Below are 26,642 nucleotides of genomic sequence, written 5' to 3' on the forward strand. Positions count from 1 at the left end.
GAAGGAACCTGGCGAGACATACCTCACAATGAAGGGGTATGCACGATTTTCCCCTTTCTTTGCCAGGGGAAGCCGCTCGGGAGGGCTACTCATCCCCCAGCGGCGGCCACGCATCGCCCCACTCGGCATCCCGCGCGGCCTTGTACAGATCACCGTGCCGCTTGGTGACGGTCGTGCGCCGCAACTGCTCACCCGCCTCGCACAGATCGAGCAACACCTGCCCCTTACGGATCTGCGGCCGCCGCACGACACGAGCGGGAGCCGGCTCGGCGGGCAGCCGCGTCGCCGCGACGTAACTGAACTTCTCGTCCTCGTACGCCAGCGAACCCCCCTTGACCTGCCGGTGCAGCGAGGAGCGGCTGACCCGCGCCGCGAAGTGGCACCAGTCGGTGCCCGGCACGATCGGGCACGGCGCGCTGTGCGGACACGGCGCGGCGACCCGGAACCCGGCCGCGATCAGCCGGTCACGGGCCTCGATGATCCGCTCGTACCCCGCCGGCGTCCCGGCCTCCACGATGACGACGGACCGCGCGGCAGCGGCGGCCGCGTCGACGAGGGCGGCACGGTCGGTCTCGGCCAGCTCGTTGAGGACGTACGACACGGTGACCAGGTCGGTCGACGGCAGCTCCAGCGCCGCCCCGATCCGGGCCCGCCGCCACTCGGCGTCGCGCAGCGCGGGGTGCGAACCGGCGATCTCCCGCCCGAGGGCGAGCGCGGGCTCGGCCCAGTCCAGCACGGTCACCGGACGTGCCCCGTCCCAGGTGGCGGCCACGGCCCAGGTCGCGGCGCCGGTCCCACCCCCGATGTCCACATGGCTCCCCGGCACCCACTCGGGCACCGCGTCCGCGAACGCCTCCAACGCCGCCCGCACCGCCTCGAACGTCGCCGGCATCCGGTACGCCGCGTACGCCGCCACATCGGCCCGGTCCCGCAGGATCGGCGCGTTCGTCGGGGTGTCCCCCCGGTAGTTGGCGATGAGCCGCTCGACGGCGGAGGCCGCCTGCCGAGGCGGCAACCCGTCCAGCACCCCGGCAAGGGTGGAGCGGAGCGTATCGGCGGCGGAGGCGGGGGCGTTCACCCGACGATTCTCTCAGGTGCGGCGAGCCACCCCCTAGGCGTCCCGTACCGCCTTGGCCAGGCGTGAGGCCAGGGCCGCTCGGGGGTGGCTGTCGGGTGGGCGGCGGACCGGGTGGACCGTGTTGGCCAGGAGGACGAGGAACGTGTCCGTGGAGGGGTCGAGGACCAGGGACGTGCCGGTGAAGCCCGTGTGGCCGGCCGCGCCGTGGCCCGAGAGGGTGCCCATGAACCACGGCTCGTCCAGCGCGAAGCCGAGGCCGGGTGGGGTGAGGAGGAGTTCGACGAAGTCGGGGCCGAGGATGCGGGCGGGCCCGTACGCGCCGCCCGCGAGCAGCGCGCGGCAGAAGACGGCGAGGTCGGGGCCGGTGGAGAAGAGGCCCGCGTGGCCCGCGACCCCGCCCAGCGCCCAGGCGTTCTCGTCGTGGACGACCCCCCGCAGCATCCCCCGGTCCGCCTTGGCCCAGGGCCGCCGCTGGTCCTCGGTGGCCGCCGCGTCGGGGCGGGGCCCGTACGAGGTCGCCGTCATGCCCAGCGGGCGGGTGATGCCGTCGGCGATGAGGACATCCAGGGTCCGCCCGGTGATCCGCTCCAGCACGAACTGCAGGAGCAGCATGCCGAGGTCGGAGTACAGGTACTCCCCCGGCTTCGACGTCGGCGGCTCCGCGCAGAGCCGGGCCAGGCGGGCGGTGAGGTCGGGGTACTCGTACAGCGGGAGTTCGGGCGCGAGTCCGGCGGTGTGGGTGAGCAACTGCCGTACGGTCACGCCGTGTTCGGATGCCCCGGTGAACTCGGGCAGGTACGCGCCCACGCGGGCGTCGATCCCGAGGGTGCCCCGCTCTATCTGCTGGAGCGCCGCGACGGACGTGAACAGCTTGGTGAGCGAGGCGAGGTCGAAGGGGGTGTCGAGGGTGACCGGTACCCGCCGGGCGGGCGGCAGTTCGACGCCCGTGCCGGACTTCGCGTCCCAGGCCGCGTACCGTACGGCCCACCCCGACGCCTCGGCTACCGCGATCACCGGCCCGCGCCCGGCCACCGCGACGGCACCGGCCGCCCAGGGGTGCGCCCCGGCGGTGAGGGCGTGCAGGTCGTCGGTGAGGCGGGCCATCCCCGCGGGGTCCAGCCCGGCCCGCTCGGGGGTGCCGGGACGGAGTCTCGGTGCGCTCAGTGGTCCCCTCCTCCTGGTCCTTCTGGTCCCTCCGGGCCCGCGCCCGCCTTCCAGGGACGGCACAGTCCCATGAAGCAGACGCCCGCGACCAGCGCGGCCGCCAACTGGACGACGGCCATCGGGACGGCGGTGCGCTCCCCGGCGATCCCGACGAGCGGGGAGGCGACCGCGCCGATGAGGAAGGAGGTCGTACCGAGCAGCGCGGAGGCGGAACCGGCGGCGTGCCGGGTGCGCAGCAGGGCGAGGGCCTGGGTGTTGGGCATGGTGAAGCCCATCGCCGACATCAGCACGAACAGCGCGGCGGCGACGGGCGCGAGCCCGACCTCGCCGAACACCCCGGTGGCCATCAGCAGCAGCGCGGTCGCGGCCAGCACGATCACCACGAGGCCGCAGCCGAGCACCCGGTCCAGCCGGACCCTCCCCACCAGCAGCTTGCCGTTGATCTGTCCGGCGATGACCAGGCCGACCGAGTTGAGCCCGAACAGCAGGCTGAAGGTCTGCGGGGAGGCGCCGTAGACCTCCTGGACGACGAACGGGGACGCCGAGACGTACGCGAACAGCGCGGCGAAGGCGAAGCCGCCCGCGAGGAGGTAGCCGGTGAAGGGCAGGTCGGCGAGGAGGCCGCGCATGGTGCGCAGGGACTCCTTCACCCCGCCCCGGTGCCGTTCGGCGGGCGGCAGCGTCTCGGGCAGCCGCAGCCAGACCAGCGCGGTGAGCACGGCCCCGATGCCGGTGAGGACGACGAACACGCCCCGCCAGTCGGTCACCCGGAGGATCTGCCCGCCGATCAGCGGGGCGACGATCGGGGCGACCCCGGATATCAGCATCAGGGTGGAGAAGAAGCGGGCCATGGCGACACCGTCGTACAGGTCGCGTACGACGGCCCGCGCGATGACGATCCCGGCCGCGCCCGCGAGTCCCTGCGCCAGCCGGAAGGCGACCAGTGTCTCGACGGTGGGCGCGAACGCGCACAGGGCGGTGGCGACGAGGTACACCGCGAGCCCGGTCAGCAGCGGGCGGCGCCGCCCCCACCGGTCGCTCATCGGGCCGACGACCAGTTGCCCGAGCGCCATCCCGGCCAGACAGGCGGTGAGGGTGAGCTGCACGGTGGCCGCGGGCGCGTGCAGGGTGCGGGTGACCTCCGGCAGCGAGGGCAGGTACATGTCCATCGCCAGCGGTGTGGTGGCGGTGAGCGCCCCGAGCAGGAAGGTGACGAGCACCCCCCGCGGCCGCTCCGCGACTCCGGCCACCCCTCCTGGAGCGGCCTCCACCCCCGGAACGGTCACGACATCCCGCTCACCCATACAACCCCTCCCAGCCAGAACCCCGGACGACGCCCACCATGGTCTCAGCTCGGGGAGGGTGTGGGGGACGTGTGTACGAAGGTCGCCGACGGTTCGGCGGAAGGCCGGCCTGTGCCACGCCCGTGGTGCGGGCCGCTCGGCGCACGCCCGCCGGAGGCGTCAGCGGCGGTGGCGGCCGCCCTGCGCTGCTTCGGCGGGGGCTCCCGCCGTAGCGGCCCGGCGGCGGCGCAGGATCGCCCAGGCGCCCGCGCCCAGCAGGGCCGCCGTGCCCGCCGCGCCCTCGGCGAGGCGGAGGGTGGAGGGGCCGGGCGGGGTGGTCGATGCGTGGGCGGAGTGTTCGGTCGGGAGGGGGCTGACGGTCGGGTGGGTGGGGTGCGGGCCGCCAGGGGTGGCGAGCAGGCCGACCGGCTCGGCCGCGCGGCCCGCGCCGAAGCCCCAGTCGAGGAGGGCGGCGGTCTGCTCGTACACCGCGTTACTGCCCTCGGCGGGGTGCATGACGGTGACCAGCAGGGTGCGACCCCCACGCGTGGCGGCGCCGGTGAAGGTGTTGCCCGCGTGGCTGGTGTAGCCGTTCTTGACGCCGAGCAGCCCCGCGTACGGCCGCAGCCCCCACGCCCCGGTGAGCAGGCGGTCGGTGTTCTGGATCTGGAAGGTCTTCTTGCCGCCCGCCGGGAAGTCGGCGGTACGCGTCCCGCAGTGACGCCGGAAGTCGACGTTCTTCAGCCCGGCGCGGGCGAACAGCGTGAGGTCGTACGCCGAGGAGATCTGCCCCTTGTGGTCGAAGCCGTCCGGGCTGACCACATGGGTGTCGAGGGCGTGCAGGTACTCGGCCCTGGCCTGCATCTCGGCGACCGTACGGGCGACCCCGCCGTTCATGTGGGCCAGCACATGCACCGCGTCGTTGCCCGAGCGCAGGAACACGCCTTGCCAGAGCTGCTCGACGGTGTACGTGGTCCCGGCCTGCACGCCGACGAGGCTGGACCCGGACGGTATGTCGGCGAGGTCGGCGTCGGTGACCCGGTACCGCTGCTCCGGCGCGAACTTGGGCAGCACGGTGTCCGCGAACAGCATCTTCAGCGTGGACGCGGGCGCGAGCCGCCGGTGCGCGTTGTACGACGCGAGCACCTCCCCGGTGTCCCGGTCGGCGACGAGCCACGCCTGCGCGGTGAGCTTCTTGGGCAGCCCGGCCGCCCGCACCTGGACCCCGCCGAGCCCGAGCCGCTCCCCGCCGACGACGCTCGTACCCCCGGATCTCGCCCCGGCGGCGGAGGCGGGGGTGGCGGTCAGGGGCACGGCGGCCGCCGCGAGACCGAGAAGGGCACGTCGGCTGAGCGGGGAACTTTCACGCACCCGGGGACCGTACACCGGCTCCGAACGGCCCTTACCCGGGGGAGGTGTATCCCCGGCCAGGACTTTGCACTCTTATGAAAGTCCGATGGCCCGATCGTGCGACCGCCGTCGCCGTCTTATGCCTGACCCGTCTCGAAACGCGAGATCCGACCGTCGTCGGCCACGGTGAACGTCCACCGGGTGCGCATCTCGCCCCAGGTGTCGTTGCGGTACCGGGCGACGAGCGCGCGCCCGCCACGGGACTCGTTGTCGACCTCCAGATGACCGTGGCTGGAGAAGATCTCCTGGTCGATCCAGACGGCGAGGTCGCGGTCGGCGCCGTCGTCGGCCATGGTCGCGCCGGGCGCGAGGAGGGACATGAAGCCTTCGCGGTCATGGGAGTTGACGGCGTGCACGAAGGCCCGTACGGCCGGGTCGCGCAGCTTGGCGGGCTGAATCGTCATGGCGTCAGGCTCACACCGCTCCCCGCGCCCTGCCACCGGGCGCCCCTCGCCATACCCCCGTCCGCACCACCCGGACGCCCGGTCCGGGAGGCCGGACGGGGTACCCGGTGCCACGGTGGACGCAAGGGAAAGGGAGTCACCATGACCTGTTACGACCGACGCGACGTGGGCCTGCTGCTGCTCCGGCTGAGCACCGGCGGCGTACTGGCCGCGCACGGCGCGCAGAAGCTGTTCGGCTGGTTCGGCGGCCACGGGCTGGTGGGCACCGGCCAGTTCATGGAGTCCGTGGGCTTCGCCCCGGGCAAGGCGAGCGCCACGGCGGCGGGCGTCGCGGAGGCGGGCGGCGGCGTCCTGCTGGCCCTCGGCCTCGCCACCCCCGTGGCGGGCGCGTCGGCGGCCGGCGCGATGGCCGGCGCGGCGGCCCTCCACGTCCCCAACGGCTTCTTCGCCCAGGAGGGCGGCTACGAGTACGCCGCGAGCCTCGGCCTGGCCGCGGCGGGCCTCGCCGTCACCGGCCCCGGCCGCCTCTCCCTGGACCACCTCCTCGGCCATGTCTTCGACCGAAACTGGATGGTCCCCGCGGCCCTCGGCGTCACGGCGGCGGCCACGGCGCTGGTGATCGGCGCCCGGAACCGGCGGCTGCGGGAGACGGTGATCACGGAGCAGGAAGTGCTGTTCGAGGAGTAGCGGCTCCGCCGGACGGCGGGCGACCGGTCACGCGCCCCTCACCCCTGCGCCGACGGCACGGGGGTGAGGGCGAGAAGCGTGGCCAGGCGGTCTTCGAGAGGGCCGGTGACGGTGTGGACGGGGGCGCCCGCCGTGCGGAGGGTGTCCAGCAGGAGGCGGTCCGACAGGGCGCGGAAGTGTTCGGCTATGGGCGGCGGGTCGTCGTGGAGCGGGAACTCGACGGGGAGGTGGACGAAGACGTCGTACGAGGCCAGCGCGCGGTGCAGGAACTCGCGGCCCAGATGGTCGAGCACGCTGCGGTAGGGGCTGTCGGCGTCGGCCGTCACGATCTGCGGTCCCGGGTCGGTGCCGGGGTGGAGGCCGACCGCGAGCCGGACCGTGGCGTAGACCCACTCATGCAGGAGGGAGCCGTCGGAGAGGAACCCCTCCGGGTGCGCGGCCTCGGCGAGGAGCCGCTCGGCGTGGCGGCGCACGACGAGTTGGACCAGCTCGGGTTCGGTGGCCTCCTCCAGCGACTTGGGCCGGCCGCCGGCCGGGTCCCGCATCGGGGTGCCGTGGGCGGCGGGCAGCCCGGTGCGGGCCGTGGCGGCGGTGATCAGAGTGGTCTTGCCGGCTCCGTAGGCGCCGACGACGGCGATCTTCACAGCATGGCTCCTGGCGGGGCGGGATTGGGTTCGGGCAGCGGTACGGCGGGGGGAGGGGATGGCTTGGGCAGCCGGTGCCAGCCGTGGTGAGCGGCGAGGCGCCGCAGGTCCGGGTCGTCACCGACGATCACGGCACGGTCGGTCAGGGAGAGCAGCGGGGCGTCGGAGACATGGTCGCCGTAGGCGATGGAGGAGGCCAGGTCGATACGCTGGGCGGCGGCCAGTTCCCGTACGGCCTCCGCCTTGGCGTTGCCGATCATCGGCTGGTGGGGGCGGTCGGCCAGCCGGCCGGTGTAGGTGCGGGAGACCGGGGTGATCTCGGGCTCGGTGCACAGCACGTGATGGGCGCCGATGTGTTCCAGAACGGGCAGGAGCATGGCGGGGAACGAGCCGGAGACCAGGACGACCTGGTAGCCGTCCCGGCGGTGGGTGTGCAGCGCGTCCAGGACGGGTTCGTGGAAGAAGCCGCCCCGGACCAGCTCGGCGCGGAACCACGCCTCGGCGACTCGGGTGATCTCGGCCGCGGGGGCGCCGGCCAGAAGCCGGAAGTAGGCGCGGTTGGTCTCCGTCCGGCTGATGCCGGCCGTGGTCATGGCTTTCAGGCGCTGCCGTTCCCGTACGGCGTCGTGCGGGGGCCTGCCCTGAGCCGCGTACCAGTAGGCCAGGAAGCGGAAGAGCGCGGCGCCGCGGGTCAGGGTGTTGTCGACGTCGAAGAAGGCCGCGGGGCGGTGATCGCTGGAGGTCATGGCGGGTCCTTCCCGGTGGAGGAACGCGGCCGGCCCGGTGGCGGGCCGGCCGCGTCGTGGACGGAAGGCCGGACGAGGAGACGGCGGGGTCAGACGCCGGCGCCCTTGGCCACCAGGAGTTCGGCGACCCCGGCGGCGGTGCCCGCCTCCTGGAGCTCGTCGTCGGCGACTTCTACGCCGTAGCGGCCGCTGAGGTCCACGGCGACCTCGACGAGGATGAGCGAGTCGAAGCCGATGAGTTCGAACTCCGTGTCGACGGCGGTGGTTTCGGCGGGGGCCTCGTACTTGTCGACGAGGAGGGCCAGGACCGCGTCGGCGAGGGCGGAGGCGGACGTGACGGAGTTGCTCATGGAACGGTGTTTCCTCTCCGGTTCGGTGTGGTGCACGGTTCCGGTGCGATGCGGGCGTCAGACGGGGACGATGTCCGGCCAGGTGAGGGCGGCGGAACCCCAGGTGAGGCCGCCGCCGAAGGCGGTGAGCAGCAGGCGCTCGCCGGTCCGGAACGTTCCTGCCGCCGCCGCGTCGGCCAACGCCAGGGGAATGGACGCGGCGGAGGTGTTGCCGACCTTGTCGATGTTGGTGACGGTCCGGCTCGCGTCGAGCCCGAGTTGTTCGGCCACGGCCCTGAGGATGCGGAGGTTGGCCTGGTGACCGACCAGGTGCCCGACCTGGTCCGCCTGCCAGCCGACGCTCTCGAGCAAGGTGCGCGAGGAGTCCGACATACGGCGGACCGCGTAGGCGAACACCTTCTTGCCCTGCATGGTGAAGTAGTGGTCGTCCTCGGCCGCGGGCAGCCCGCTGGAGCGCTGCCGGGAGCCGCCCGCCGGAATCCGGATGAGGTCCTTGCCGGTGCCGTCGCTGCCCAGGTCGAAGCCGAGCAGACGGCCCGGCTCGTCGCCGGCCCCACAGCCCAGTACGACGGCCCCGGCTCCGTCACCGAAGATCACGGAGGTGGTGCGGTCGTTCGGGCTGAGGATGGTGGAGTAGGTCTCGGCCCCGATGACCAGCGCCCGCTCGACCCGGCCCGCCCGGATGGCGTTGGCGGCCGCTTCGAGGGCGTAGACGAAACCGGAGCACACCGCCGCGATGTCGTACGCGGCGGCCTTCCCGAGTCCCAGCCGGGCCGCCACGTCGGGCGCGGTACCGGGGCAGAGATGGTCGGGTGTGGTGGTGGCGACGATGAGCAGGCCGACATCGGCGCCCTCGTCGAGACCGGCGGACTTCAGGGCCGCGCGGCCCGCCTCGGTGGCCAGATCGCCGGTGGACTGGCCGGGCGGGGCCCAGTAGCGCTCCCTGATGCCGGTGCGGGTGGTGATCCACTCGTCGGACGTCTCGAAGAGGGTGGCGAGTTCCGCGTTGGTGACGCGTCTCGACGGCAGATGGGCGCCGAGCCCGCGCAGGACGGCGTACGGCATGTGTTTCCCCCGAACTTTCCTGGATGGTGTCCTGTGCTGTGTCCTCGCTGTGGTGGCTCTGTTCTTCGGTGGATGTCGTGGCGCGTGCGGGGCTCGCGCGGCGGCCGGGTTCAGGCGGCGGCGCGGGCGATCTCCGACGTGGTGTCGATGAGCGCGTACTCGGCCTGGGCCTTCTCGATCGCCGCGTCGATGCTCATCACGGGCTTGAAGCCGTAGATGTCGATGATCTTCTGAAGGCGCTCGGGTATGGAGCCGCCCACCGTGTGGTAAGGGATGTTCAGCTCGTCCAGGGTCTTGAGCATCAGCTCGTCCGCGAGGGACCGGAAGCGCTCGTTGACGGGGCGGTGCCCGTCGGGGACGAGCGGGAACTCGATGGGCAGGTGGACGAAGGAGTCGTAGGTGGCGCGGGCGTGCTGCTTGGCGGGCACGGCCATCTGCGACAGGACCTTGCCGTAGAAGCCGATCTCCTCGCTGACCTCGATGGTGTCCAGGTTCACCGACTCGTTGGGGTTGATGCCGACCAGCACGCGTACGGTGCCGTACGCCCACTCGTGCAGCGAGGACCCGTCGGAGACGAAGCCGTCGGACAGGTGGGACTCGTTGACCGCGCGCTCCTGGTTGCGTCGCATGATCAGCATGATCAGCTCGGGCGGGGTGCACTCCTCCAGCGTCTTGCCGGGGATGGAGATGGGCAGCAGTTCCCGCATGGTCTTGGCGGCGGAACGGGGCAGGCCCGTCAGGTGCGAGACGGCCATCGTGGTGAGCGTCTTGCCGACGGAGTAGGTGCCTGCGATGGCGAGCTTCATAGGACTCTCCCGTGGTTGACGGACGGCGCCGGAGCTCTGGTGCCCGACTGCCGTGGGGTGGGGGCTGGTTCAGCCGGCGGACGGCGGCAGGCGGTGGGCCACCGAGCAGCCGACCGTGATGTCGGCGAGCTGCGCGGCGATGTCCGCGCGGCGCCAGGTCTCGCCGTGGCGGTTGTTGAGCAGGACGGCGTCGCGCAACTCCGCGCGCATGGGCAGCGGACCGCCGTCGGCGGTGGCGCGTGGCCGGTGCGGGGTGGTGGCCACCAGCAGCGTGCTGCGCATCCACAGGGTGTCGGAGGCGGCACGGGGCACCCGGTCCAGCTCGTACAGCAGGACCTGCCCGACCTGGAGGGCCGTCACGAAGGCGTCGACGAGGTGCACGGACGGCTGGTGGTCGCCCTCCATGCCGCCGAGCGTGCCGTCCGGGCCGCCGGTGAGGCGTACGTCGGCGGTGGCGACGTTGGTGTCCGGCCTGACCTGCATGCTCTCGACGCGCTGGGAACCGAGCCGGCGGGTGTCGCCGTAGCCGCCGTCGCGGACCACGGGCTCGGTGCGGGGCCGCTCGCCGGGACGGACGTCCGGGTGGTCGGCCTCCAGACGGATGCGCAGCGTGCCGACCTCGGCTTCGACGGCGGTACGGGCGCGGCCGGGCCGCGGGGCGGGCAGCCGGCCGGCGACGTACGCCCTGACCGGGAAGCCGGTCAGGTCCTCTTCCACCGGACGGGTACCGGCCTTGATACGGACGCGGGCGAGCCAGACCGTGGCCAGCTCCCGCTCGGTCAGCCCCAGATGGCCGGTGAGCAGCGCCTCGGTGAGCTGGGCGCCGAGCAGCAGGACGTCGACGGTGGACAGGTGCGGCCGCTGGTCGGTGTCGCCCTTGCGCGACCAGTCGCTCGGGTAGCCGACCCGCGCGGTGGCGGCCAGCCGGGGTGCGTCGGCGGCCGCGCCGTCCGCCTCGGGTGTGTGGAAGCCGGTGAGGAGGTGCCGGGCGCGTCTGTATCCCTCGCCGAAGAAGCGGCGTTCGGGGGCGCCCAGGTAGTCGGAGACGTCGGGGAGATAGGGGGGAGCGACGGGCAGAAGGGACGAGGCAGACTGAGCAGACATCGGGTTCCTTCCTTGTGCTCGGGGTGGCCGGGATGGCCGGTCGGGACGGGTGCGGGGCGGCGGGCCCCGCACCCGGTGGGCGGCCGGGGCGCCGGTTACGGGGTGACCGTGAGGCTGGGTTCCTCCTCGCCGTCACCGACGCGCACCGCGGCGAGGGAAGCGGGCTTCGCCGAGCGCAGCAGGACGCTGATGACGAGGGCGCTGGCGAGGACCACCAGGCCGTCGACGAGGATGCCGAAGGTGGTGCCGTCCAGGACACCGGCCACGGAGGCGACGCCGTTGTCCAGTTCCCCGTACTGCGAGGCGGCGACGGCGGACATCACCGGGATGCCGAGGGTGAAGCCGATCTGCTGGGTCATGGCGGCCAGACCGGTGGCCAGGCCCTGTTCGCGGTCCTCGATGCCGGAGGTGCCGACGACGGTGTAGGCGACGATCGCCAGGACGTGTCCGAACCCGCCGACGAACGTGGTGACCAGGACCGCGGCGATGCCCACGGTCTTGTCCTGGCCCAGCCAGAACAGCACGCCGGTCATCACGCCCTGCACGGCGAGGCCGAGGACCAGACTGCCCTTGGCGCCGGTACGGGCGATGATCTTCGAGGCGAAGGTGCCGCCGAGGAACGCGCCGAGTCCCAGGAAGCCGAACATCAGGCCCGTCTGGAACGGGGTGAGACCCAGCACCTGCTGGAGATAGAGGGTGAGCAGGAAGGAGAGCGCGGACTCCATGGAGAAGGTGGCCAGGCCACCCAGGTTGCCCCACTTGACGGAGTTGGCCTTCAGGATGCGCACCGGGGCGAGCGGCGCGGCGGCCTTCAGCTCGATCACGTAGAAGGAGATCAGCAGTACGGCGGCGACCAGCAGCGTGGCCCAGGTCTGCGCGGAGCCCCAGCCCTCGCGCTCGGCGCTGGTGACGCCGTACACGAAGGCGAGCAGGCCCGCGGTGACCGTGATCGAACCGGGCACGTCCAGCTTGGGCCGGTTCTCGGCCACCGAGTCGACGATCACCAGGGCGCCGCCGATGAACAGGGCCACACCGACCGGGACGTTGATGAAGAAGTCCCAGCGCCAGGAGAGCAGGTCGGTGAGCACACCGCCGAGGACCGCGCCACTGGCGAACCCCAGCGAGAGCAGCGCGCCGTTCAGCCCGAGCGCCTTGGTGCGCAGGGGGCCTTCCTCGAAGCTGGTGGTGATCAGCGCCATGCCCGACGGCGTGACGATCGCCGTGGCGAGACCCTGGAGCACCCGGGCCACGATCATCAGCTCGGGGCTGGTGGCCAGACCGCCGAGCAGCGAGGAGGCGGTCAGCAGCGCCATACCGACGAGGAAGAGCTTCTTACGGCCGATCAGGTCGCCGATGCGCCCGAAGAGCAGCATGAAGCCGGCGGCGGTCAGGGCGAAGGCGGTGGAGATCCACTGGAGACTGTCGAGCCCGAATCCGAGGTCAGAGCCGATCTCCGGCAGCGCCACGGTGAGGATGGAGAAGTCGACGGCGAACATGAACTGCGCGCCCAGCAGAACGACGAGGACCGTCTTCTGCTTCCCTGTCATGGAGAGCTCTGAGGAGTGTGTCTTCGGCATGGCCAGAAGCCTCACGCCGATCGCGATCACCAAACAGTGCGCGCTCAACATATTGGTCGCCGCCAACAGGCTCGGCCCCTCCCCCGTTCACTCCCGTCACTCCCGGGCCTGCCACCGGTAGCCGCCGTCGGTGACCTCGACCCGGCCGAAGACCACGTCGGCGAAGTGCCCGGCGTAACAGAGGGTGCCCGGCCGCGCGGCTTCCTCGAGTACGGCCCGGCGCGTGGCCACCGCCTTCTCGTCCGAACCGTCGAAGAACACCCGCCACTCGGGGTGCGCCGCCTGGGCGGGTGAGTGCAGCGCGTCCCCGAGCACCAGGACCCGGCGGACGCCGTCGTCCCCGGAGTCCTCGTCGGCGACCTCCACCACGTATCCCGCGTGGCCGCCGGTGTGTCCGGGCCACTCCCGGAGGGTGACTCCGGGGAACACCTCGCCGCCGTCCGGCACCGTACGGACCCGGCCCGCCGGGCTCGCCGGCAGCAGGCTGCCCGCCTCCCGCCACTCGGCCGCCGACAGCACGAAGGATGTGACGCCCTCGAAGTGGGCGCCGTCGGCCGCCAGCACCCAGCCGATGTGGTCGTCGTGCAGATGGGTGAAGGCGACGGTGTCCACGGCTTCCGGACGCACCCCCGCCGTCCCGAGCTGTGTGATCAGGTCGCCGCCCGCCAGCGCGCCCAGGGCGGGATGTGTCTGCGCCGCCTCCAGGCGTCGCGGGCCGAATCCGGCGTCGATCAGCAGGGACCGGCCCCGGTGCTCGACCAGCAGGCCGCCCACCGAGGCGACCAGGAAACCGTCGGGGTCCCGGTAGGGAGCGAGCGCGGCGAGGTCGTCCGGGCCGAGGCCGGAGAACCAGCCTTCCGGCCTCAACTGGACCATTCCGTCCGGGACATGGGTCAGCCGCCAGTCCCCGAAGGTGAGCGACCGCAGCGGCGAGGGACGTGTCAGCCGCTCGAGCGGCAGTACAGCAGACATGGCGAAGGCACTTTCGGCAGCGGGGAAGAGAGGGAGAAAGGAGAGAAGGAGGAGAAAGAAGGAAGGAGAGAAGAAGAGAGGCCGGGTTGTTCCGCCTGACCGGCGGGACAACCCGGCCCTCAGGCCGCGGAGCCTCTTACTTCGCGCGGCAGGGTGAGCCGCGACAGCGCTTGCTCGGCGCGGGTTCCGGGGACCGGCATGAACACGGTGAGCCGCAGTCCCAGCCGGGGGGTGAAGTCCAGTGTCGTCCGCCGCAGGGACAGCTCACCGGCCCGCGGGTGCTGGAGCAGGTCGATACCGCAGGAGTCCTCCTGCACCTCCTGCGCGTTCCACAGCTTCGCGAACTGCTCGCTGCGCGCGAGCAGCCGGTCCACCATCGCCTCCAGCAGGGGGTCGCCGGAATGGTTCGCGGTGTGCGCCCGGAACCGGGCCACCACCGTCGCCGCGTCCTGCTCCCAGTCCGGATACCGGTGACGTGTCTGCGGGTTGAGGAAGAAGTCCTCGACGAGGTTGCCGCGGCCGGAGTCCAGCGCGAGCAGTTCGCGGGCCGCGGCGTTCGCCACCACCACGTTCCACACCCGGTCGGCGATGTAGGCCGGGTTGGGCAGCCAGTTGTCGACGAAGGGCCTGAAGGACTCCCCGTCCGGTGCGGGCGAGGAGGCGAAGTGGGACGAGCCCAGACCGGCGAGGCGCCACACGTACTGGCGCTGGGTGTCGTCCAGGCTGAGGACCCGGGCGATGGCGAGGAGGACCTCGGCGGACACATTCTCGGCCCGGCCCTGCTCGATCCAGGTGTACCAGGACACTCCCACACCGGCCAGGAGTGCCACTTCCTCACGGCGCAGCCCGGGTGTTCTGCGCACTCCGGCCCGTGGCAGACCCACCTCGGTCGGGTTCACTTCGGCCCGGCGCACCTTCAAGAACTGTCCGAGTTCCTTTAATTGACGGCCAGTCGGCATGACTTCCCGCCCCTTTGTCCAGCCGTAGGTACTGAGATATACGCCACCTTACCCACCTGTCCCCCTGTCGTGCGCGGCACGTGACAGGGGTTACACCTCCATGGTCGGACACCGAGGTGCCCCTGGGGAAGGGGGACTTGAAGCACGGCATCGCCGCGCGGCGGCCAACGCGTCACGCGCTGTCACCTCCAGGTCCAGGTCGGACTCCGACTCGTGTGCGTCGTGGCGTCGATGACGCCCCCGTGCATGGAGGGTTCTAACCGGGCGGGCCAAAGCACGGCTTAAGAAGCAGCTCCGGCCCGGCCCCGCTCTTCCCCGGCGCCCCCTTAGCGCCCCTTTAGAGAGGTCGCCGACGATGGCGCGGACGTGGCCCGGCGGCTTCCCGCCGGCCGGGGGCGGCGGATCGCGTCCCGCGGGCGCGGAGCCTGGGAGGGCTGAACCGGTGACGACCGTCGATGACCGTGCTTCAGGGGCCGGAACCGTCCCGCCCTGCCTGCTGCCCTGGCAGCGGCTGCCGGACAGGGCGGCGATCCGGCTGCTGTGTTTCCACCACGCGGGCGGGGCCGCTTCCTCCTTCGCCCCCTGGCAGGCCGCGCTCGGTCCGGACATCGCGGTGGTCCCGGTGCAACTGCCGGGGCGGGAACGCCGGGTACGCCAGCCGCGGTTCCGCGACTTCGGCCGGCTGCTGGACGAGCTCGACGAGCAGCTCGACCCCCTGCTGGACGGGCACTACACGCTGTACGGGCACAGCCTGGGCGGTCTGATCGCCCATGAGCTGACCCGCCGCCGCGTGGCGACGGGCCGGCGCGCGCCGGAGCTGCTGATGGTGGGGGCGTGCGCGCCACCGCACCTGCCGCACTCCGCCGTCGCCCCGGAGAACGCCACCGACACTCAACTCATGTCATGGATGCGGGAGTTGGGCGGTGTCCCGGACAGTGTGGTGCGGCATCCGGAGTGGCTGCGGAGGTCCGTCGAGCTGCTGCGGGACGATCTGAGTCTGGTGCACAGCCACCCGCGTCGCCCCGCCGAGCCGCTGCCCGTGCCGCTGCGGGTGCTGGCCGCCGAGAGCGACCCGCTGCTGACACCGGCGCGGGCCCAGGAGTGGGCGCGGCACACCTCGTACGACTTCCGGACGCACATCCTGCCCGGCGGCCACTTCTTCCACCGGGAGCACCCCGAGGCCACGCTGCGGGTGATCTCCCGGCTGCTCCCGGTCGCCACCTGAGAAGAGATGAGCGAGGTCCGGCCGCCAGATGTCGAGGTTGTAAAAACAATGCTTCACAGACCGACCGAAGACAAAGACTTGGCCAAGAAAGCCGGTCGGGAATAGCCCGTTTCGCACGCCATCGATTGTTTTACCGCAGATAAAACCATCCCCTTCATTCGAACAACAGTCGTTATCGTGGAAGCGATTGAACAGTTCGGGGGAAAGGTTTCAGTCATTGTGGAAGCATCTTTGGCCACCACGGACACTCCACGAGCGGCATCGGTGCGCTGCGGTGAGTCACTGCGGCTCCTGCAGGCACTCCAGCGGGCGCGGGACGGCCACGGCGGGGTCGTCGAACTGCACGGGGACCCCGGGTCCGGGAAGACCCGGCTGCTGACCCAGCTCACGGCGGCGGCCCGGCACCAGGGAGTCCGGGTGCTCGACGGCCGCTGCTACCCGGCGGAACGGGACGCGTTCTGTGTCTTCACCCGGGCCCTCGGCGACCTGGTGACGTCGCAGCGGCTGGCCCGGCTCTCACCGGCCCACGCGGAACTGGTCCGGGCGGGACTGTGCGCCCGGCGCAACCGCACGGACCCCCCGCCCCAGCCGCTCCCGCTGTCCCAGGCGGTGCACGCCCTGCTGGCCGACGCCGCGGACGGCGGGCTGCTGCTGGTGCTCGACGACTTCCACTGGGCCGACCCGAAGTCCCTGGAGTTCGCCGACCACTTGGTGCGCTGGCCGCTCAGGGCGCCCCTCCTCATCGTCATCGCCCACCGGCCCAGGCAGGCCGGCCCGGCCCTGCTCAGCACACTCGCCTACGGCGCCGAGCAGGGCCGGGTGACCCGCGTCGGGCTGGGGCCGATCAGCCCGGAACAGGCGGCCCGGCTGCTGAACGTACGGCCCGACACCGGCTGGCTGCGGTCGGCGTATCCGGAGAGCCAGGGCAACATCCTGAATCTGCTGGTGCTCGGTGAGTCCGCGCCGCTCCGGCCCTCCCTGACCGCCGACCTGGTCACCGGCCGACTGGCCCCGCTCACCGCCGAGCTGGAGTTGCCGAACCCCGTCGAACGCCTCCTGGCCGAGTCCGCGGCGGTGCTCGGCGACCGCTTCACCCGCGAGGAACTGGCCCACGTCAGCGAGCTGCCCTACGACGAGGTGTGCGCGGCCGTCACCGGGCTGGTCCGGCTTGACATCCTGCGTCCGCTGCCCCACTCCGCCACCCAGTTCGTCTTCCGCCACCCGGTGCTGCGCGAGCTGGTGCGCGAGCGGACGGACCACTGCCGACGCCGGGGCGCCCACCGCAGGGCGCTGACCGTCCTCAACCGCCGCGCCGCCCCGGCGGCCGAACGTGCCGTGCACATCGAGCTGTCCGCCCACACCTTCACCCCGGAGGACCTGGAGACGCTGGCACGGGCCGGCAAGGAGGCGGCACTGAGCGCGCCCGAGGACGCCGTGCGCTGGCTGCTGCTCGCGCTGCGCGGCCTCGCCTCGGACGACGGCCCGCCGGGCCGGCTGCTCGGCCTGATCCCACCCCTGGCCCGGGCACTCCAGGCACTCCGGACGACCGGCCACCTCGACGACAACGAGGCGTTGCGGCACCTGCTCACCCAGGATGCCGGGATACCGCCGGACCAGGCGCACCACGCGGCGATACGCGTCTGTGTGCTGGTGGAGTGCCTGCACGGACGGTTCGCCGAGGCCGACGCGTTGCTGCGCTCCGAACTCACGCGGGCGGGCTCCGCCGCCGACGCGGATCTGCGCGCCCGGCTGACGATCTTCCGGGGCATCGTGTCGTCCCTGTGCAACGACGGCGAACTGGCCTCCCTCGCCTCCGCCGCGCTCCGGCTCGCCCGCTCCGGTGGCCGGGAGGCGACGCTGGCGGGCGCGCTGTCGCTGCACGCCCTCGCCGAACTGACCGCCGGCCGCACCGCGCGGTCCGTCACCGCCTACGACGCCGCGGTCCGGCAGTTGGACAAGCTCCCGAACGCCGAGATGCGTCCGCACCCGGAGTACCTCGCCCTGCTCGGCTGGTGCGCCCTGCTGCTGGGGCGGCCGCAGGAGGCGGAGTCCCGCTACACACGCGGTATCGCCGTCTCGACGGGCCGCTCCCCCGACATCCTGCTCCCCGCGCTGCTCAGCGGACTCGCCGAGGCCCAGCTACGACAGGGCAGGCTGAACAGCGCGCGGCGCTTCGCCGCCGACGCCGCGGACCTGGCCGGCCACCTGGGCGCGGACCGGCTGCGGGCCTACGCGATGGCCCAGGAGGCCCTCTGCGTCACCTACGCGGAGCCACCGGGCAGCAGCCGCGCCTCGGCCCGTACGGAGGAGGCGCTGCGGGCCCTGCACCACTGGAACGACACCTGGCATTCCCTGGCCGTGCTGACGGTCGCCGAATCCCTTCTGCTCCAGGGCAGTCAGGAACGCTGCCTGGGCCTGCTGCTCGATCTGGGCGCCCCCGACCTCGGCACCCTGAGCCCTCCGCTACGGCCCCGGGCCTACGAGCTGCTCGCCCTGGCCTCGGTCTCCAGCGGCACCCGCGCCGCGCTGTGGGCCGAGCGCGCCCACCGGGTGATGAAGGTCTGTCCGCTGCCGCACACACGGGCCTACGCGCTCCTGGCCCGCGGCCATGTGCTCACCCAGCAGAACGAGCCGGCTGCGGCGATCACCGCCTACCGGAAGGCCGAACGGCTCTTCGACGGGGCGCAGTTGAGGCTCCAGAGCCTGCGCGCGGCCGTCGGGACCGCCCGGACGGCGAGTTCCGGCGCCCGGCCCGAGGAGGCGGAAGGGCTGTGGACCGCCGCACGGGAACTGGCCGATCACTGGCACGTGCCGCTCTTCGCCCAGCTTCCGCCGGGCAGCCCCCAGGAGGGCCCCGACCTCGCCCCCCTGACCCGGCGCGAGCTGGAGGTGGCCCGCCTGGTCGGCGCCGGCCGACGCACCCGCGAGGTCGCCGAGACCCTGCGGGTGAGCCCGCGCACGATCGAGGTCCACCTCTCCCGCATCTACCGGAAACTGGAGATCGGTTCCCGGGCGGAGCTGGCCAGGCTGATGGCCGTACGTATTTCTACTGATGCACGCACACAGGCTTCCTGAGAGGCTGAAATCAGCTCTACGAGCACAGCGCGGGATAGGGCCGAAATGGACGCACCTTCAGTCGGAGGAAATATTCCGGAAACATTCGGCCGGCAGGACGACGATTGCAGTGGAAATCTTCCGGAGCCCCCCACCAGGAAGGCAGCGTCATGCGATTCGAGATCTTGGGAAGCCTGCGCATCACCGACGGCAAGGACGTCTTCACGGTCACCGCTCCGAAGATGGAGGCCCTGCTCGCGGCCATGGTGGTGCGGGCCGGCGATGTCGTCTCCATGGACCAGATGTGCACCGAGATCTGGGGTGACGCGCCCCCGCGCCGTGCCGTCGCCACTCTGCACGTCTACATATCGCAGCTACGCAAGCTGCTCGGCGGCGCGGACCGGGGCCACGGTCCGATCGTGACCCGGTTCCCCGGTTATGTCCTGGAGCTCGGTGACGGCAGCCTGGACGCACACGAGTTCCAGCGGCTGGCCGGGCAGGCCCGGGCCGCGTTCTGCGCCGGGCGGTATCAGGACGCCTCCGTGGCCTGCGGCCGGGCACTCGCGCTGTGGCGCGGCACGGTGCTCGGCGAGTTGCGCGGCGGCCCCATCGTGGACGAGTTCGCGACCTGGGCCGAGGAGACCCGGCTGGAGTGCGTCGAGCTGGGCAACGAGGCGGACCTGATGCTGGGGCGGCACCGCGAGCTGGTGGGGCCGCTGTACGCGCTGGTGAACAAGCATCCGCTGATCGAGGCGTTCCACCGACAGCTCATGCTCGCGCTGTACCGCTCCGACCGGCGGGCCGACGCCCTGCGCGCCTTCCAGCGGGTGAGGTCCGTGCTCGACCGCGAGCTGGGCATCACGCCGTGCCGGTCCCTGCACGAGCTGCACCAGCAGATCCTGGCCGACGACGAGTCGAGGGTGCCCGCGGCGGCGTGAACCGCCCCCGGCCGGTGTCCTGTCCGCTGTTGGGTCCTCACCCCGCCGAGACGAGGTCCAGCAGGCTCCCGGCCAGGTCGAGGGTGTGGTCGACCGTGCCGGCCACGAAGGTGAAGTCGACGAACACCTCGGACGCGGGCAGCACCGAGCGCATCCTCAGCACCTCCTGGGCGACCACCGTCACCGGTGTGCCGGCGGCCACGTTGACCCGCAGGATCACCCCGATCCCGGCCGGGTCCCGCCCGGCCTCCTCGGCCGCGTGCCGGACGGTCGCCCACCCCTCGGTGAGCTGCGCCGCCGGAAACGCCTCCGGCGCCCACCACACCGGCATCCAGCCGTCGGCCCGCGCACCGACCCGCCGCAACGCCCGTCGTCCGAACGCGCCGAGATAGACCGGGGGATGCGGCCGTTGCACCGGCTTGAGCCCGACGTGGCCGGCCGGGATCGTGAACAGCGGGCCCCGGTGCTCCACGGGGTTCGTCGTCCACCAGGCCATGAGCACGTCCAGCAGTTCGTCCAGCCGCGCACCGCGCCCGTCGAACGGCACCCCCGCGGCCTGGTACTCCTCGGGCGACCAGCCGCTCCCGAACCCGGCGACGAGCCGGCCGCCGCTGGCCACGTCGATGCTGGCGAGCGCGCGGGCCAGCAGCGCGGGCGGGTACCACGGCGCGTTGATGCCGCTGCTGCCCAGCCGGACCTCGCCGGTGACCGCCGCCGCGACCGCGAGGGCCGCGAGCGGGTCGGCCGCCACCCGGAATTCGTCCGGAATGGCGGGGGAACCGGGCGAATATCCGACACTCGGGTCCACCGGGGTCAACAGTCGGTCGCCGACCCAGAGGCTGCTCGCACCGAGTTTCTCCGCGTCGGCGGCGAACCGGGCGATCCCGTTCACCTCGTTGGCCGCCGGACCGAATGTCGGAAGACCGAAACCCAAACGCATATGTCCGCTCCACCCGCTCTGGAATGTCATCGGCAAGGAAAACGCGAGAACGCACCGGAATCCTTCCGGTGGCTTCATCCACGTTAGGCGAGCGGAATGCGGTGCTCCAGAGCGCGATGCCCCCCCTGCCGCCGGCACTGGTGGTGCGACCCATAGGAGAAACTGACTCCCCCCTGTGGCGCCACCCAGCCCATATATTCGTTCGGACGGCGAATCATCCATGACGGACAGGGGATTTGATGCACACGGATCGACTTAAATTCGGTGCGTTTCTGGCACCGTTCCACCCGCTGGGCGAGGACCCCACCCTTCAGTTCGAGCGGGACCTGGAATTGATCGAGCTGTTCGACCGGCTCAACTACGATGAATTCTGGATCGGCGAACACCATTCGCTGGGCTGGAACAGCATCGGCGTCCCGGAACTGTTCGTGGCCGCCGCCGCCGAGCGTACGCGCCAGATCAAACTGGCCACCGGTGTGATGACCCTGCCGTACCACCACCCGTTCATGGTGGCCACCCGTGCCATGCATCTCGATCATCTGACCCGTGGCCGCTTCATCCTCGGGGTCGGGGCGGGCAGCAGTCCGGTGGACGCGCACATGCTCGGCCGCGAGTGGGGCGAGATGCGCCGCATGTTCGGCGAGTCCCTGGAGGCGGTCGTGGAACTGCTCCACGGAGACCAGCCGGTCACCAGGAAGACCCCGTGGTTCACACTTCAGGACGCCAAGCTCCAGCTCGCGCCGTACCGGGCGGGCAAGGTGGAGATCGCGGCCGCGAGCGTCGCCTCGCCCCACAGCGTGCGGCTGTCCGGCCAACTCGGCATCAGCACCGTCTCGTTCGGCGTGTCACGCCCCGGCCACCGGCCCCCCGACATGAAGACACAGTGGCGGTACGCCGAGGAGGCCGCCGCGGAGCACGGCAGGACGGTCGACCGGCGGAACTGGCGGATCACGCTGCCGATCCACGTCGCCGAGACGCGGAAGCAGGCCATCGACGACGTCCGCGCCGGTTACCAGCGCTGGGCCTACGAGTACTGGGGTGATCTGCGCGGGCTCGACGTGAACATCCCCGGCGTCGCGCCGGAGAACGCGATCGAGGCGGCGATCGAGGCCGGCAGCGCCCTCGTCGGGTCGGTCGAGGACTGCGTGGCGGGCATCCGGCGCATGCAGGAGGAGACCGGCGGCTTCGGCACTCTCCTGGTGTATCTCCAGGACTGGGCCGATCCGGAGCGGACCAGGCGCAGTTACGACCTGCTGGCCCGCTATGTGGCTCCCCACTTCACCGGTTCGGCGCGCCCGCTGGCCGAGTCCGCGCGGTGGTACCAGGAGAACCGCGACCTGTTCGGCGGCAAGCTCACCCTGCCCGATCACGGAGCGCGCCCGCGTGGCGCGGCGGCCGGCTGAGCGATCGTCAGCGAACGCCGCTGCCGCACCGGGCGATGTTCGCACCGGTGCGGCGGCGGACGGTCAGGCGGTGGCGGCCTCACGCTGTTCGGCGCGGGCGATCATCAGCCACGCGCCGACGGCGGCGGCGAGATACGCGACGCCGATCACCGCGAAGCACAGCGCCGGCCCACGGTTCCAGTCCGAGACGGTGCCGAGTACGACGCTCATCACGGCGATGCCCACGAGCGTGCCGATCTGACGGTTGGCGTTGAGCACCGAGCCGGCCGCGTTCGCGTGCTCGGGGCCGGCGGCGTCCACCAGGGCCGCGGTCATCCCCGGGGAGATGATGCCGGCGCCGATGTTCGCCAGGCCGACGGCGACCGCCAGCACCCAGTAGGGCGTCTCCTCGGACACGGTGACCATGGTCAGCGAGGAGACGCCGGCGACCAGCAGGAAGACCGTCAGCAGTGCCCCGTTGGAGAACCGTGCGGAGATGCGCGAGTAGACGACGTTGGCCAGCGGGAACCAGATCGTCATCGGCAGCAGTTCGAGCCCGGCCTGGAAGGGGGTGGCCCCACGGGCGTGCTGGAGATACAGGCTCAGCATGAACATGCTGCCGTACAGCGCGAGATTGAAGAGGAAACCCACCAGGTTCGCGCCGGCGAAACTCGGCCGGCTGAACAGGCTCCAGGGCATGACCAGGTTGTCGGCGCGGCGTTCGCGCACCAGCAGCGAACCGGCGGCGACCACCAGCACGGCATACGACGCCAGCATCCCGCCGGCCCCCCAGCCGAGCCGCGGTCCCTCGATGAGCGCGAAGCTCAGGGCGGCGAGCGCCACGATCCACAGGACATGGCCGGGCACCGCCAGTTTGGTGGCACGCACCTCGGAGGGGGCGATGAAGCGCTTGGTCAGCAGCATGCCGATGATGCCGATGGGCAGGTTGATGACGAAGATGCTCTGCCAGCCGAACGCGCTGACCAGGAGTCCGCCCACGGTCGGGCCCAGGCCGGCGGAGGTGGCCACGATCGCCGACCACAGGCCCAGCATCCGGGTGCGCTCCCGCTTCTCCGGGAACGAGAACACCAGAAGGGACAGCGAACTCGGCATGAAGAGCGCGGCTCCCACGCCCTGGAGGAGACGCGCGGCGATCAGCACGGCCGCGTTCGGCGCGAGCGCGCAGCCGAGGGAGGCCACGAAGAAGACGGCCATGCCCCCCAGGTAGACGTTCTTCGCGCCGAGGCGGTTGGCCAGGCCGCCGGCCAGCAGCAGCAGCGAGCTGAAGACCAGGACGTATCCGTCCACGATCCAGGTGAGTTCCGGCAGCGAGGCGTGCAACTGCTCCTGGATCGCCGAGCCCGCGACGTTGACGACGGTCACGTCCAGGGCTGCCATGACGAAGCCGGTGGCGAGGGCGGTCAGCCGCAGTGCCGGTGGCACGGCCCGTTGATCCGGTGTCACCTCACCGGGCAACGGCACTGCTGGGGACTCAGCACGGGGCATCGTTCTCTCCTCCGGGAGGGCTCGCTGGGGCGAGGAACGACCGCAGACCACCGACGACCGCGGCCGGGGATCTCTCCCCGTGTCCATTGAAACCATAATGACGATGACGGTCAAACTTGATGGCCATCATCGTATGACTGCTGTCGTACGATGAAGGCGCCACGCCGGAACGCAGGGAGGCCGAGTCACGTGACCGCACAGTCCACCGAGCGCATCACCGATCACCTCGCCGCCGAGGACATCGCGCTCCAGGGCGTACTGGAGGCGCTGGCCGACCCGGTGCGGCGCAGCATCGTGCGTCAACTCGCCGACTCGGAGCGGAACATGGCGTGCGGGACCTTCGACATCCATGTCACGCGCTCCACCAGCACGCACCACTTCAAGGTGCTGCGGCGTGCCGGAATCCTCCGGCAGCAGTACGAGGGCACGGTGAAGACGAACTCGCTGCGCCGTGCCGACCTGGACCGGGCCTTCCCCGGCCTGCTCGACGCGATCATCGAGGCGGCCCGGCGCGAGGCGGACCGGTAGCCGATCCGCCCGGGCCCGTCCCCCGGCTCCCGGCGCTCACCCGGCCCGGTCGCCGGGGAGCTGGGTCGGCATGTAGAGCATGAGCAGCGGCTCGGACCTCTGGTGCAGACCCATGACCACATGGTGGAAGGCCGCCCTGCGGCCGGGGGCGGGCCGCACCTCGACGGTCGCGATCCCCGTGTCCCGGGTCTCGTGCCGCGCCCACAGCCGGTCGAAGTCCGGACTGGCGGAGCACAGCCTGCGCGCCAGGAGTTCGAAGTTCGGATCGTCGAGGAAGCGCACGGCCTGGACGCGGAACTGGCCGACCAGGCGGCTCGCCACGTCCAGCCAGTGGGGGTAGCGGCTCCGGTTCAGGCCGTCGGTGAAGAACGACCAGAGGTAGTTGGAGCCCGTCTCCTGCACACCGAGCAGCGTGCGCGCGGGGGCGTTGCTGACCAGGACGTTCCAGTACCGGTCGGCCACGAAGGCCGGAGCCGGCTGCCACCCCTCGACGGCGAGCCGGAGCCGGGCCAGCTCCTCCGGGGTGACTTCCTGGCGGGCGGCCGGCGGGTTCACCCCGGCCAGCAGATACAGGTGCGCGCGCTCGGTGCGATCCAGGTTGAGCGCCTTGCTGACCGCGTCGAGCACGTCCTCGGACACCTTGATGTCCCTGCCCTGTTCGAGCCACGTGTACCAGGAGGCGCTCACCCCGGCCAGCACGGCGACTTCCTCGCGCCGCAGCCCCGGCGTGTTCCGGCGCCCGCCCACCGTCAGCCCGACGTCTCCGGGCGAGAGCCGCGCCCGGCGGGACCGGAGGAAGTGGCGCAGCGCGGCCCGCCGCTCTCTGCCCGCGTCTCTGACGTTCCTGGTCTCCTCCTGGACCGAGGCGACACCGCTACCCCTCATTCAAGCCACCCTTCACACACGAAGAACCAGTCCGAGTCACCGGGAACGGCTGTTCAGAAGGCGAGGATCAGACGCCCCCGGACCCCGCCGGCCTCCAGGCGCCGGTGAGCTTCGGGAGCCCTCTCCGGAGCGAGTACCTCCGCGGTGCGCAGGGTCAGTACGCCCTTCTCCGCCAGGGCGGCGAGCTCCTCCAGCGCGGGGCGCGTGGCGGGATGCGTCAGCACCAGGACCCCTTGGACGGTGATGCCGCGCTCCGAGGCCAGCTCGTGGGGGCGGCACTTGACGAACTGGCCGCCGTCCTTCACCACGCCCAGGGCGTCGGCGCCGATGACGGCGGCGTCGACGATCGCGTCCGCCCCCTCGGGAACCGCGGCGCGATAGGCGCCGGCGAGATCGGCGGTGGCCTCGGCACGCGGTACGACCAGGTCCGCGCCCAGCCCATGGACCAGGTCACGGTCGCGCGCGGCGGCGTCGGCGACGACGCGGAGCCCTCGGTGCTTGGCGAGTTGCACCACGTACCCGCCCAGCGCGCCCGTCGCTCCGGTGACGGCCAGCGTCGCCGCTTCGGGCAGGTCGAGGAGGGAGAGGGCCAGGTTCGCGGTGAGCCCGTTCATGGGCAGGCCGGCGACGTCACGGAGGTCGAGCCCCCGGGGCGCGGCGACGACCTGGTCGCGGGGCACCACGACGTACTCCGCCTGGGCTCCGCCCCCGGCGTGGAAGGGGTTGACGAATGCCATGACCGGCTCACCGACCCCGAGGTCGACACCGTCACCGACCGCGTCGACGACTCCGGAGGCGTCCATGCCGGGGGTGTGGGGCGGCTCCTGCCCGGCCATGGCGGCGGCCAGATCCCCCGCACGCAGCAGCAGGTCGGTGGGGTTGACCGCGGCGGCGGTGACCCGCACACGGACCTGTCCCGGACCGGGGACGGGCAGGGGGCGGTCGACGACCTTCAACACATCGGGTCCGCCGAACTGTTCGAATCCGACAGCGCGCATGATGCGGGTTCCTTTCACGAATCGGCTCAGGGGTCGTACGGAGGGGGGTGCCCGGCCGGCGATGCGGTGGCCGCGGTCAGAGTGCGGCGGTCCCCATGAAGCGGGGTCTCTGTGCGTCCGGGAACGCGGCGGGAGTGGTCAGCCGCTTCACGGTCATGCGCTGGAAACCCGAACCGGGCCTGGTCAAGCCGGACATGACCACGATGATTCACCGAGTGGCGGAACCGAACCAGTTCGCAGATGTCATATTGGCAGCACCAACACGAACGAGGCGCGGGTGTGGTGGTGTTGCTCCCAGGTGGACGGCAACCGGCACAGACTCGCCCTCTCCGCCCGCTGGTCCAGCTCCTACGCTTTCCCCATGCGCGATCGACCGCCGTACGACTGTGCGGCGGTTACCTTCTCATGAGGAGAGCGATGGCGACTCGTCCGGATGTCCCGGCCTTCGACTCGGCGCACTTCCGCCGGGTGCTCGGACACTTTCCGACCGGTGTGGTGGCCGTCTCGGCGATCGACGGGGACGAACCGGTCGGTCTGACCGTGGGTTCCTTCACATCGGTGTCACTGGAGCCGCCCATGGTCGGCTTCTTCCCCAGCGCGACCTCCACGAGCTGGCCCCGTATCGAACGAGCCGGGTCCTTCGTGGCCAACGTGCTGGCGGAGCACCAGGCGAACCTGTCCGCGGTGTTCGCGGCGAGTGGCGGCGACAAGTTCGGCCGGCTCGGCTGGCACCGGGGGGTCACCGGCGCCCCGATCCTCGACGGTGTCGCCGCGTGGATCGAATGCGAGGTGGCGGATGTCGTCCCGGCCGGCGACCACCTCTTCGTCCTGGGCCGCGTACTCGATCTGGCGGTCGCCGGTGATCCCCGCCCGCTGGTCTTCTTCCAGGGGGACTACGCGCGACTGGCCGGGCAGTGAGGCGGGTGGATCGTCCGGC

General features: G+C 71.8%; 25 protein-coding genes. 7 read left to right on the plus strand and 18 right to left on the minus strand.

Translation table 11 applies throughout. The features are described from left to right. Positions 1–85 precede the first annotated feature (85 nt). From E5083_RS12340 to E5083_RS12360, 5 genes are all read right to left on the minus strand, one after another. On the minus strand, positions 86–1,078 hold the full coding sequence (locus E5083_RS12340) for a small ribosomal subunit Rsm22 family protein (protein WP_135785684.1): 993 nt from the start codon (positions 1,076–1,078) through the stop codon (positions 86–88). A gap of 33 nt (positions 1,079–1,111) precedes the next feature. Next, positions 1,112–2,305, minus strand: a complete 1,194-nt coding sequence (locus E5083_RS12345; protein WP_425276717.1) for a serine hydrolase domain-containing protein — start codon at positions 2,303–2,305, stop codon at positions 1,112–1,114. Continuing rightward, positions 2,239–3,546, minus strand: a complete 1,308-nt coding sequence (locus tag E5083_RS12350; RefSeq protein ID WP_135785685.1) for a multidrug effflux MFS transporter — start codon at positions 3,544–3,546, stop codon at positions 2,239–2,241. The genes E5083_RS12345 and E5083_RS12350 overlap by 67 nt, the downstream gene beginning before the upstream one ends. 159 nt (positions 3,547–3,705) lie before the next feature. Further along, positions 3,706–4,896: a D-alanyl-D-alanine carboxypeptidase family protein gene (locus E5083_RS12355; RefSeq protein WP_135785686.1), complete on the minus strand. Its 1,191-nt coding sequence runs from the start codon at positions 4,894–4,896 to the stop codon at positions 3,706–3,708. 116 nt (positions 4,897–5,012) lie between these two features. Then, entirely contained in the window at positions 5,013–5,339 is a 327-nt protein-coding gene (locus tag E5083_RS12360) for a nuclear transport factor 2 family protein (RefSeq protein ID WP_135785687.1), read from the minus strand. Positions 5,340–5,480: 141 nt separating this feature from the next. Between E5083_RS12360 and E5083_RS12365 the strand changes: the two genes are divergently transcribed. Next, complete coding sequence (locus E5083_RS12365; protein ID WP_135785688.1) at positions 5,481–6,026, plus strand: DoxX family protein; 546 nt, start codon at positions 5,481–5,483, stop codon at positions 6,024–6,026. A gap of 38 nt (positions 6,027–6,064) precedes the next feature. On the opposite strand, the gene E5083_RS12370 is transcribed toward E5083_RS12365, so the two are convergent. From E5083_RS12370 to E5083_RS12410, 9 genes are all read right to left on the minus strand, one after another. Continuing rightward, positions 6,065–6,670, minus strand: coding sequence for an AAA family ATPase (locus E5083_RS12370; protein WP_135785689.1), 606 nt, complete (start codon positions 6,668–6,670; stop codon positions 6,065–6,067). Next, positions 6,667–7,416 carry an HAD family hydrolase gene (locus E5083_RS12375; RefSeq protein WP_135785690.1) on the minus strand — a complete coding sequence of 250 codons (750 nt, stop codon included), beginning with the start codon at positions 7,414–7,416 and terminating at the stop codon, positions 6,667–6,669. The genes E5083_RS12370 and E5083_RS12375 overlap by 4 nt, the downstream gene beginning before the upstream one ends. An 89-nt stretch (positions 7,417–7,505) precedes the next feature. Beyond that, positions 7,506–7,766: an acyl carrier protein gene (locus tag E5083_RS12380; protein ID WP_135785691.1), complete on the minus strand. Its 261-nt coding sequence runs from the start codon at positions 7,764–7,766 to the stop codon at positions 7,506–7,508. 57 nt (positions 7,767–7,823) lie between these two features. Next, entirely contained in the window at positions 7,824–8,831 is a 1,008-nt protein-coding gene (locus E5083_RS12385; RefSeq protein WP_135785692.1) for a beta-ketoacyl-ACP synthase III, read from the minus strand. Positions 8,832–8,941: 110 nt separating this feature from the next. Continuing rightward, on the minus strand, positions 8,942–9,637 hold the full coding sequence (locus tag E5083_RS12390) for an AAA family ATPase (RefSeq protein ID WP_135785693.1): 696 nt from the start codon (positions 9,635–9,637) through the stop codon (positions 8,942–8,944). 69 nt (positions 9,638–9,706) lie between these two features. Beyond that, positions 9,707–10,741 carry an AvrD family protein gene (locus E5083_RS12395; RefSeq protein ID WP_135785694.1) on the minus strand — a complete coding sequence of 345 codons (1,035 nt, stop codon included), beginning with the start codon at positions 10,739–10,741 and terminating at the stop codon, positions 9,707–9,709. A 95-nt stretch (positions 10,742–10,836) separates the two neighbouring features. Further along, a complete protein-coding gene (locus E5083_RS12400) occupies positions 10,837–12,288 on the minus strand; it encodes an MFS transporter (protein ID WP_135785695.1) in 1,452 nt (483 codons plus the stop codon). A gap of 126 nt (positions 12,289–12,414) precedes the next feature. Further along, a complete protein-coding gene (locus E5083_RS12405; RefSeq protein ID WP_135785696.1) occupies positions 12,415–13,290 on the minus strand; it encodes an MBL fold metallo-hydrolase in 876 nt (291 codons plus the stop codon). Between the two features lie 119 nt (positions 13,291–13,409). Continuing rightward, a complete protein-coding gene (locus tag E5083_RS12410; RefSeq protein WP_135785697.1) occupies positions 13,410–14,249 on the minus strand; it encodes a helix-turn-helix domain-containing protein in 840 nt (279 codons plus the stop codon). A 442-nt stretch (positions 14,250–14,691) separates the two neighbouring features. Here E5083_RS12410 and E5083_RS12415 point away from each other — a divergent pair, with 442 nt between their 5' ends. The 3 genes from E5083_RS12415 (at position 14,692) to E5083_RS12425 (ending at position 19,466) form a co-directional block, all read left to right on the plus strand. Then, positions 14,692–15,474: a thioesterase II family protein gene (locus tag E5083_RS12415; RefSeq protein ID WP_167513523.1), complete on the plus strand. Its 783-nt coding sequence runs from the start codon at positions 14,692–14,694 to the stop codon at positions 15,472–15,474. Positions 15,475–15,705: 231 nt separating this feature from the next. Beyond that, entirely contained in the window at positions 15,706–18,549 is a 2,844-nt protein-coding gene (locus tag E5083_RS12420) for a helix-turn-helix transcriptional regulator (protein WP_135785699.1), read from the plus strand. 149 nt (positions 18,550–18,698) lie between these two features. After that, the gene (locus E5083_RS12425) at positions 18,699–19,466 is read left to right on the plus strand and encodes an AfsR/SARP family transcriptional regulator (protein WP_135785700.1); all 768 of its coding nucleotides are present in this window, start codon (positions 18,699–18,701) and stop codon (positions 19,464–19,466) included. 37 nt (positions 19,467–19,503) lie between these two features. On the opposite strand, the gene E5083_RS12430 is transcribed toward E5083_RS12425, so the two are convergent. Beyond that, positions 19,504–20,406 carry a TIGR03619 family F420-dependent LLM class oxidoreductase gene (locus tag E5083_RS12430; protein ID WP_135785701.1) on the minus strand — a complete coding sequence of 301 codons (903 nt, stop codon included), beginning with the start codon at positions 20,404–20,406 and terminating at the stop codon, positions 19,504–19,506. 239 nt (positions 20,407–20,645) lie between these two features. Here E5083_RS12430 and E5083_RS12435 point away from each other — a divergent pair, with 239 nt between their 5' ends. Then, positions 20,646–21,809, plus strand: coding sequence for an LLM class flavin-dependent oxidoreductase (locus tag E5083_RS12435; protein WP_135785702.1), 1,164 nt, complete (start codon positions 20,646–20,648; stop codon positions 21,807–21,809). 63 nt (positions 21,810–21,872) lie between these two features. Here E5083_RS12435 and E5083_RS12440 read toward each other — a convergent pair whose 3' ends face one another. Beyond that, positions 21,873–23,231, minus strand: coding sequence for an MFS transporter (locus E5083_RS12440; RefSeq protein ID WP_244317484.1), 1,359 nt, complete (start codon positions 23,229–23,231; stop codon positions 21,873–21,875). A 213-nt stretch (positions 23,232–23,444) separates the two neighbouring features. Here E5083_RS12440 and E5083_RS12445 point away from each other — a divergent pair, with 213 nt between their 5' ends. Further along, complete coding sequence (locus E5083_RS12445) at positions 23,445–23,822, plus strand: ArsR/SmtB family transcription factor (protein WP_135785704.1); 378 nt, start codon at positions 23,445–23,447, stop codon at positions 23,820–23,822. A 36-nt stretch (positions 23,823–23,858) separates the two neighbouring features. On the opposite strand, the gene E5083_RS12450 is transcribed toward E5083_RS12445, so the two are convergent. Beyond that, entirely contained in the window at positions 23,859–24,707 is an 849-nt protein-coding gene (locus E5083_RS12450; protein WP_135785705.1) for a helix-turn-helix transcriptional regulator, read from the minus strand. Positions 24,708–24,760: 53 nt separating this feature from the next. After that, positions 24,761–25,705: an NADP-dependent oxidoreductase gene (locus E5083_RS12455; protein WP_135785706.1), complete on the minus strand. Its 945-nt coding sequence runs from the start codon at positions 25,703–25,705 to the stop codon at positions 24,761–24,763. Positions 25,706–26,122: 417 nt separating this feature from the next. Here E5083_RS12455 and E5083_RS12460 point away from each other — a divergent pair, with 417 nt between their 5' ends. Further along, positions 26,123–26,623, plus strand: a complete 501-nt coding sequence (locus tag E5083_RS12460) for a flavin reductase family protein (RefSeq protein WP_167513524.1) — start codon at positions 26,123–26,125, stop codon at positions 26,621–26,623. Positions 26,624–26,642 lie beyond the last annotated feature (19 nt).

The sequence above is a fragment of the Streptomyces bauhiniae genome (genome assembly GCF_004784475.1).
GTDB classification, from domain to species: Bacteria; Actinomycetota; Actinomycetes; order Streptomycetales; family Streptomycetaceae; genus Streptomyces; species Streptomyces seoulensis.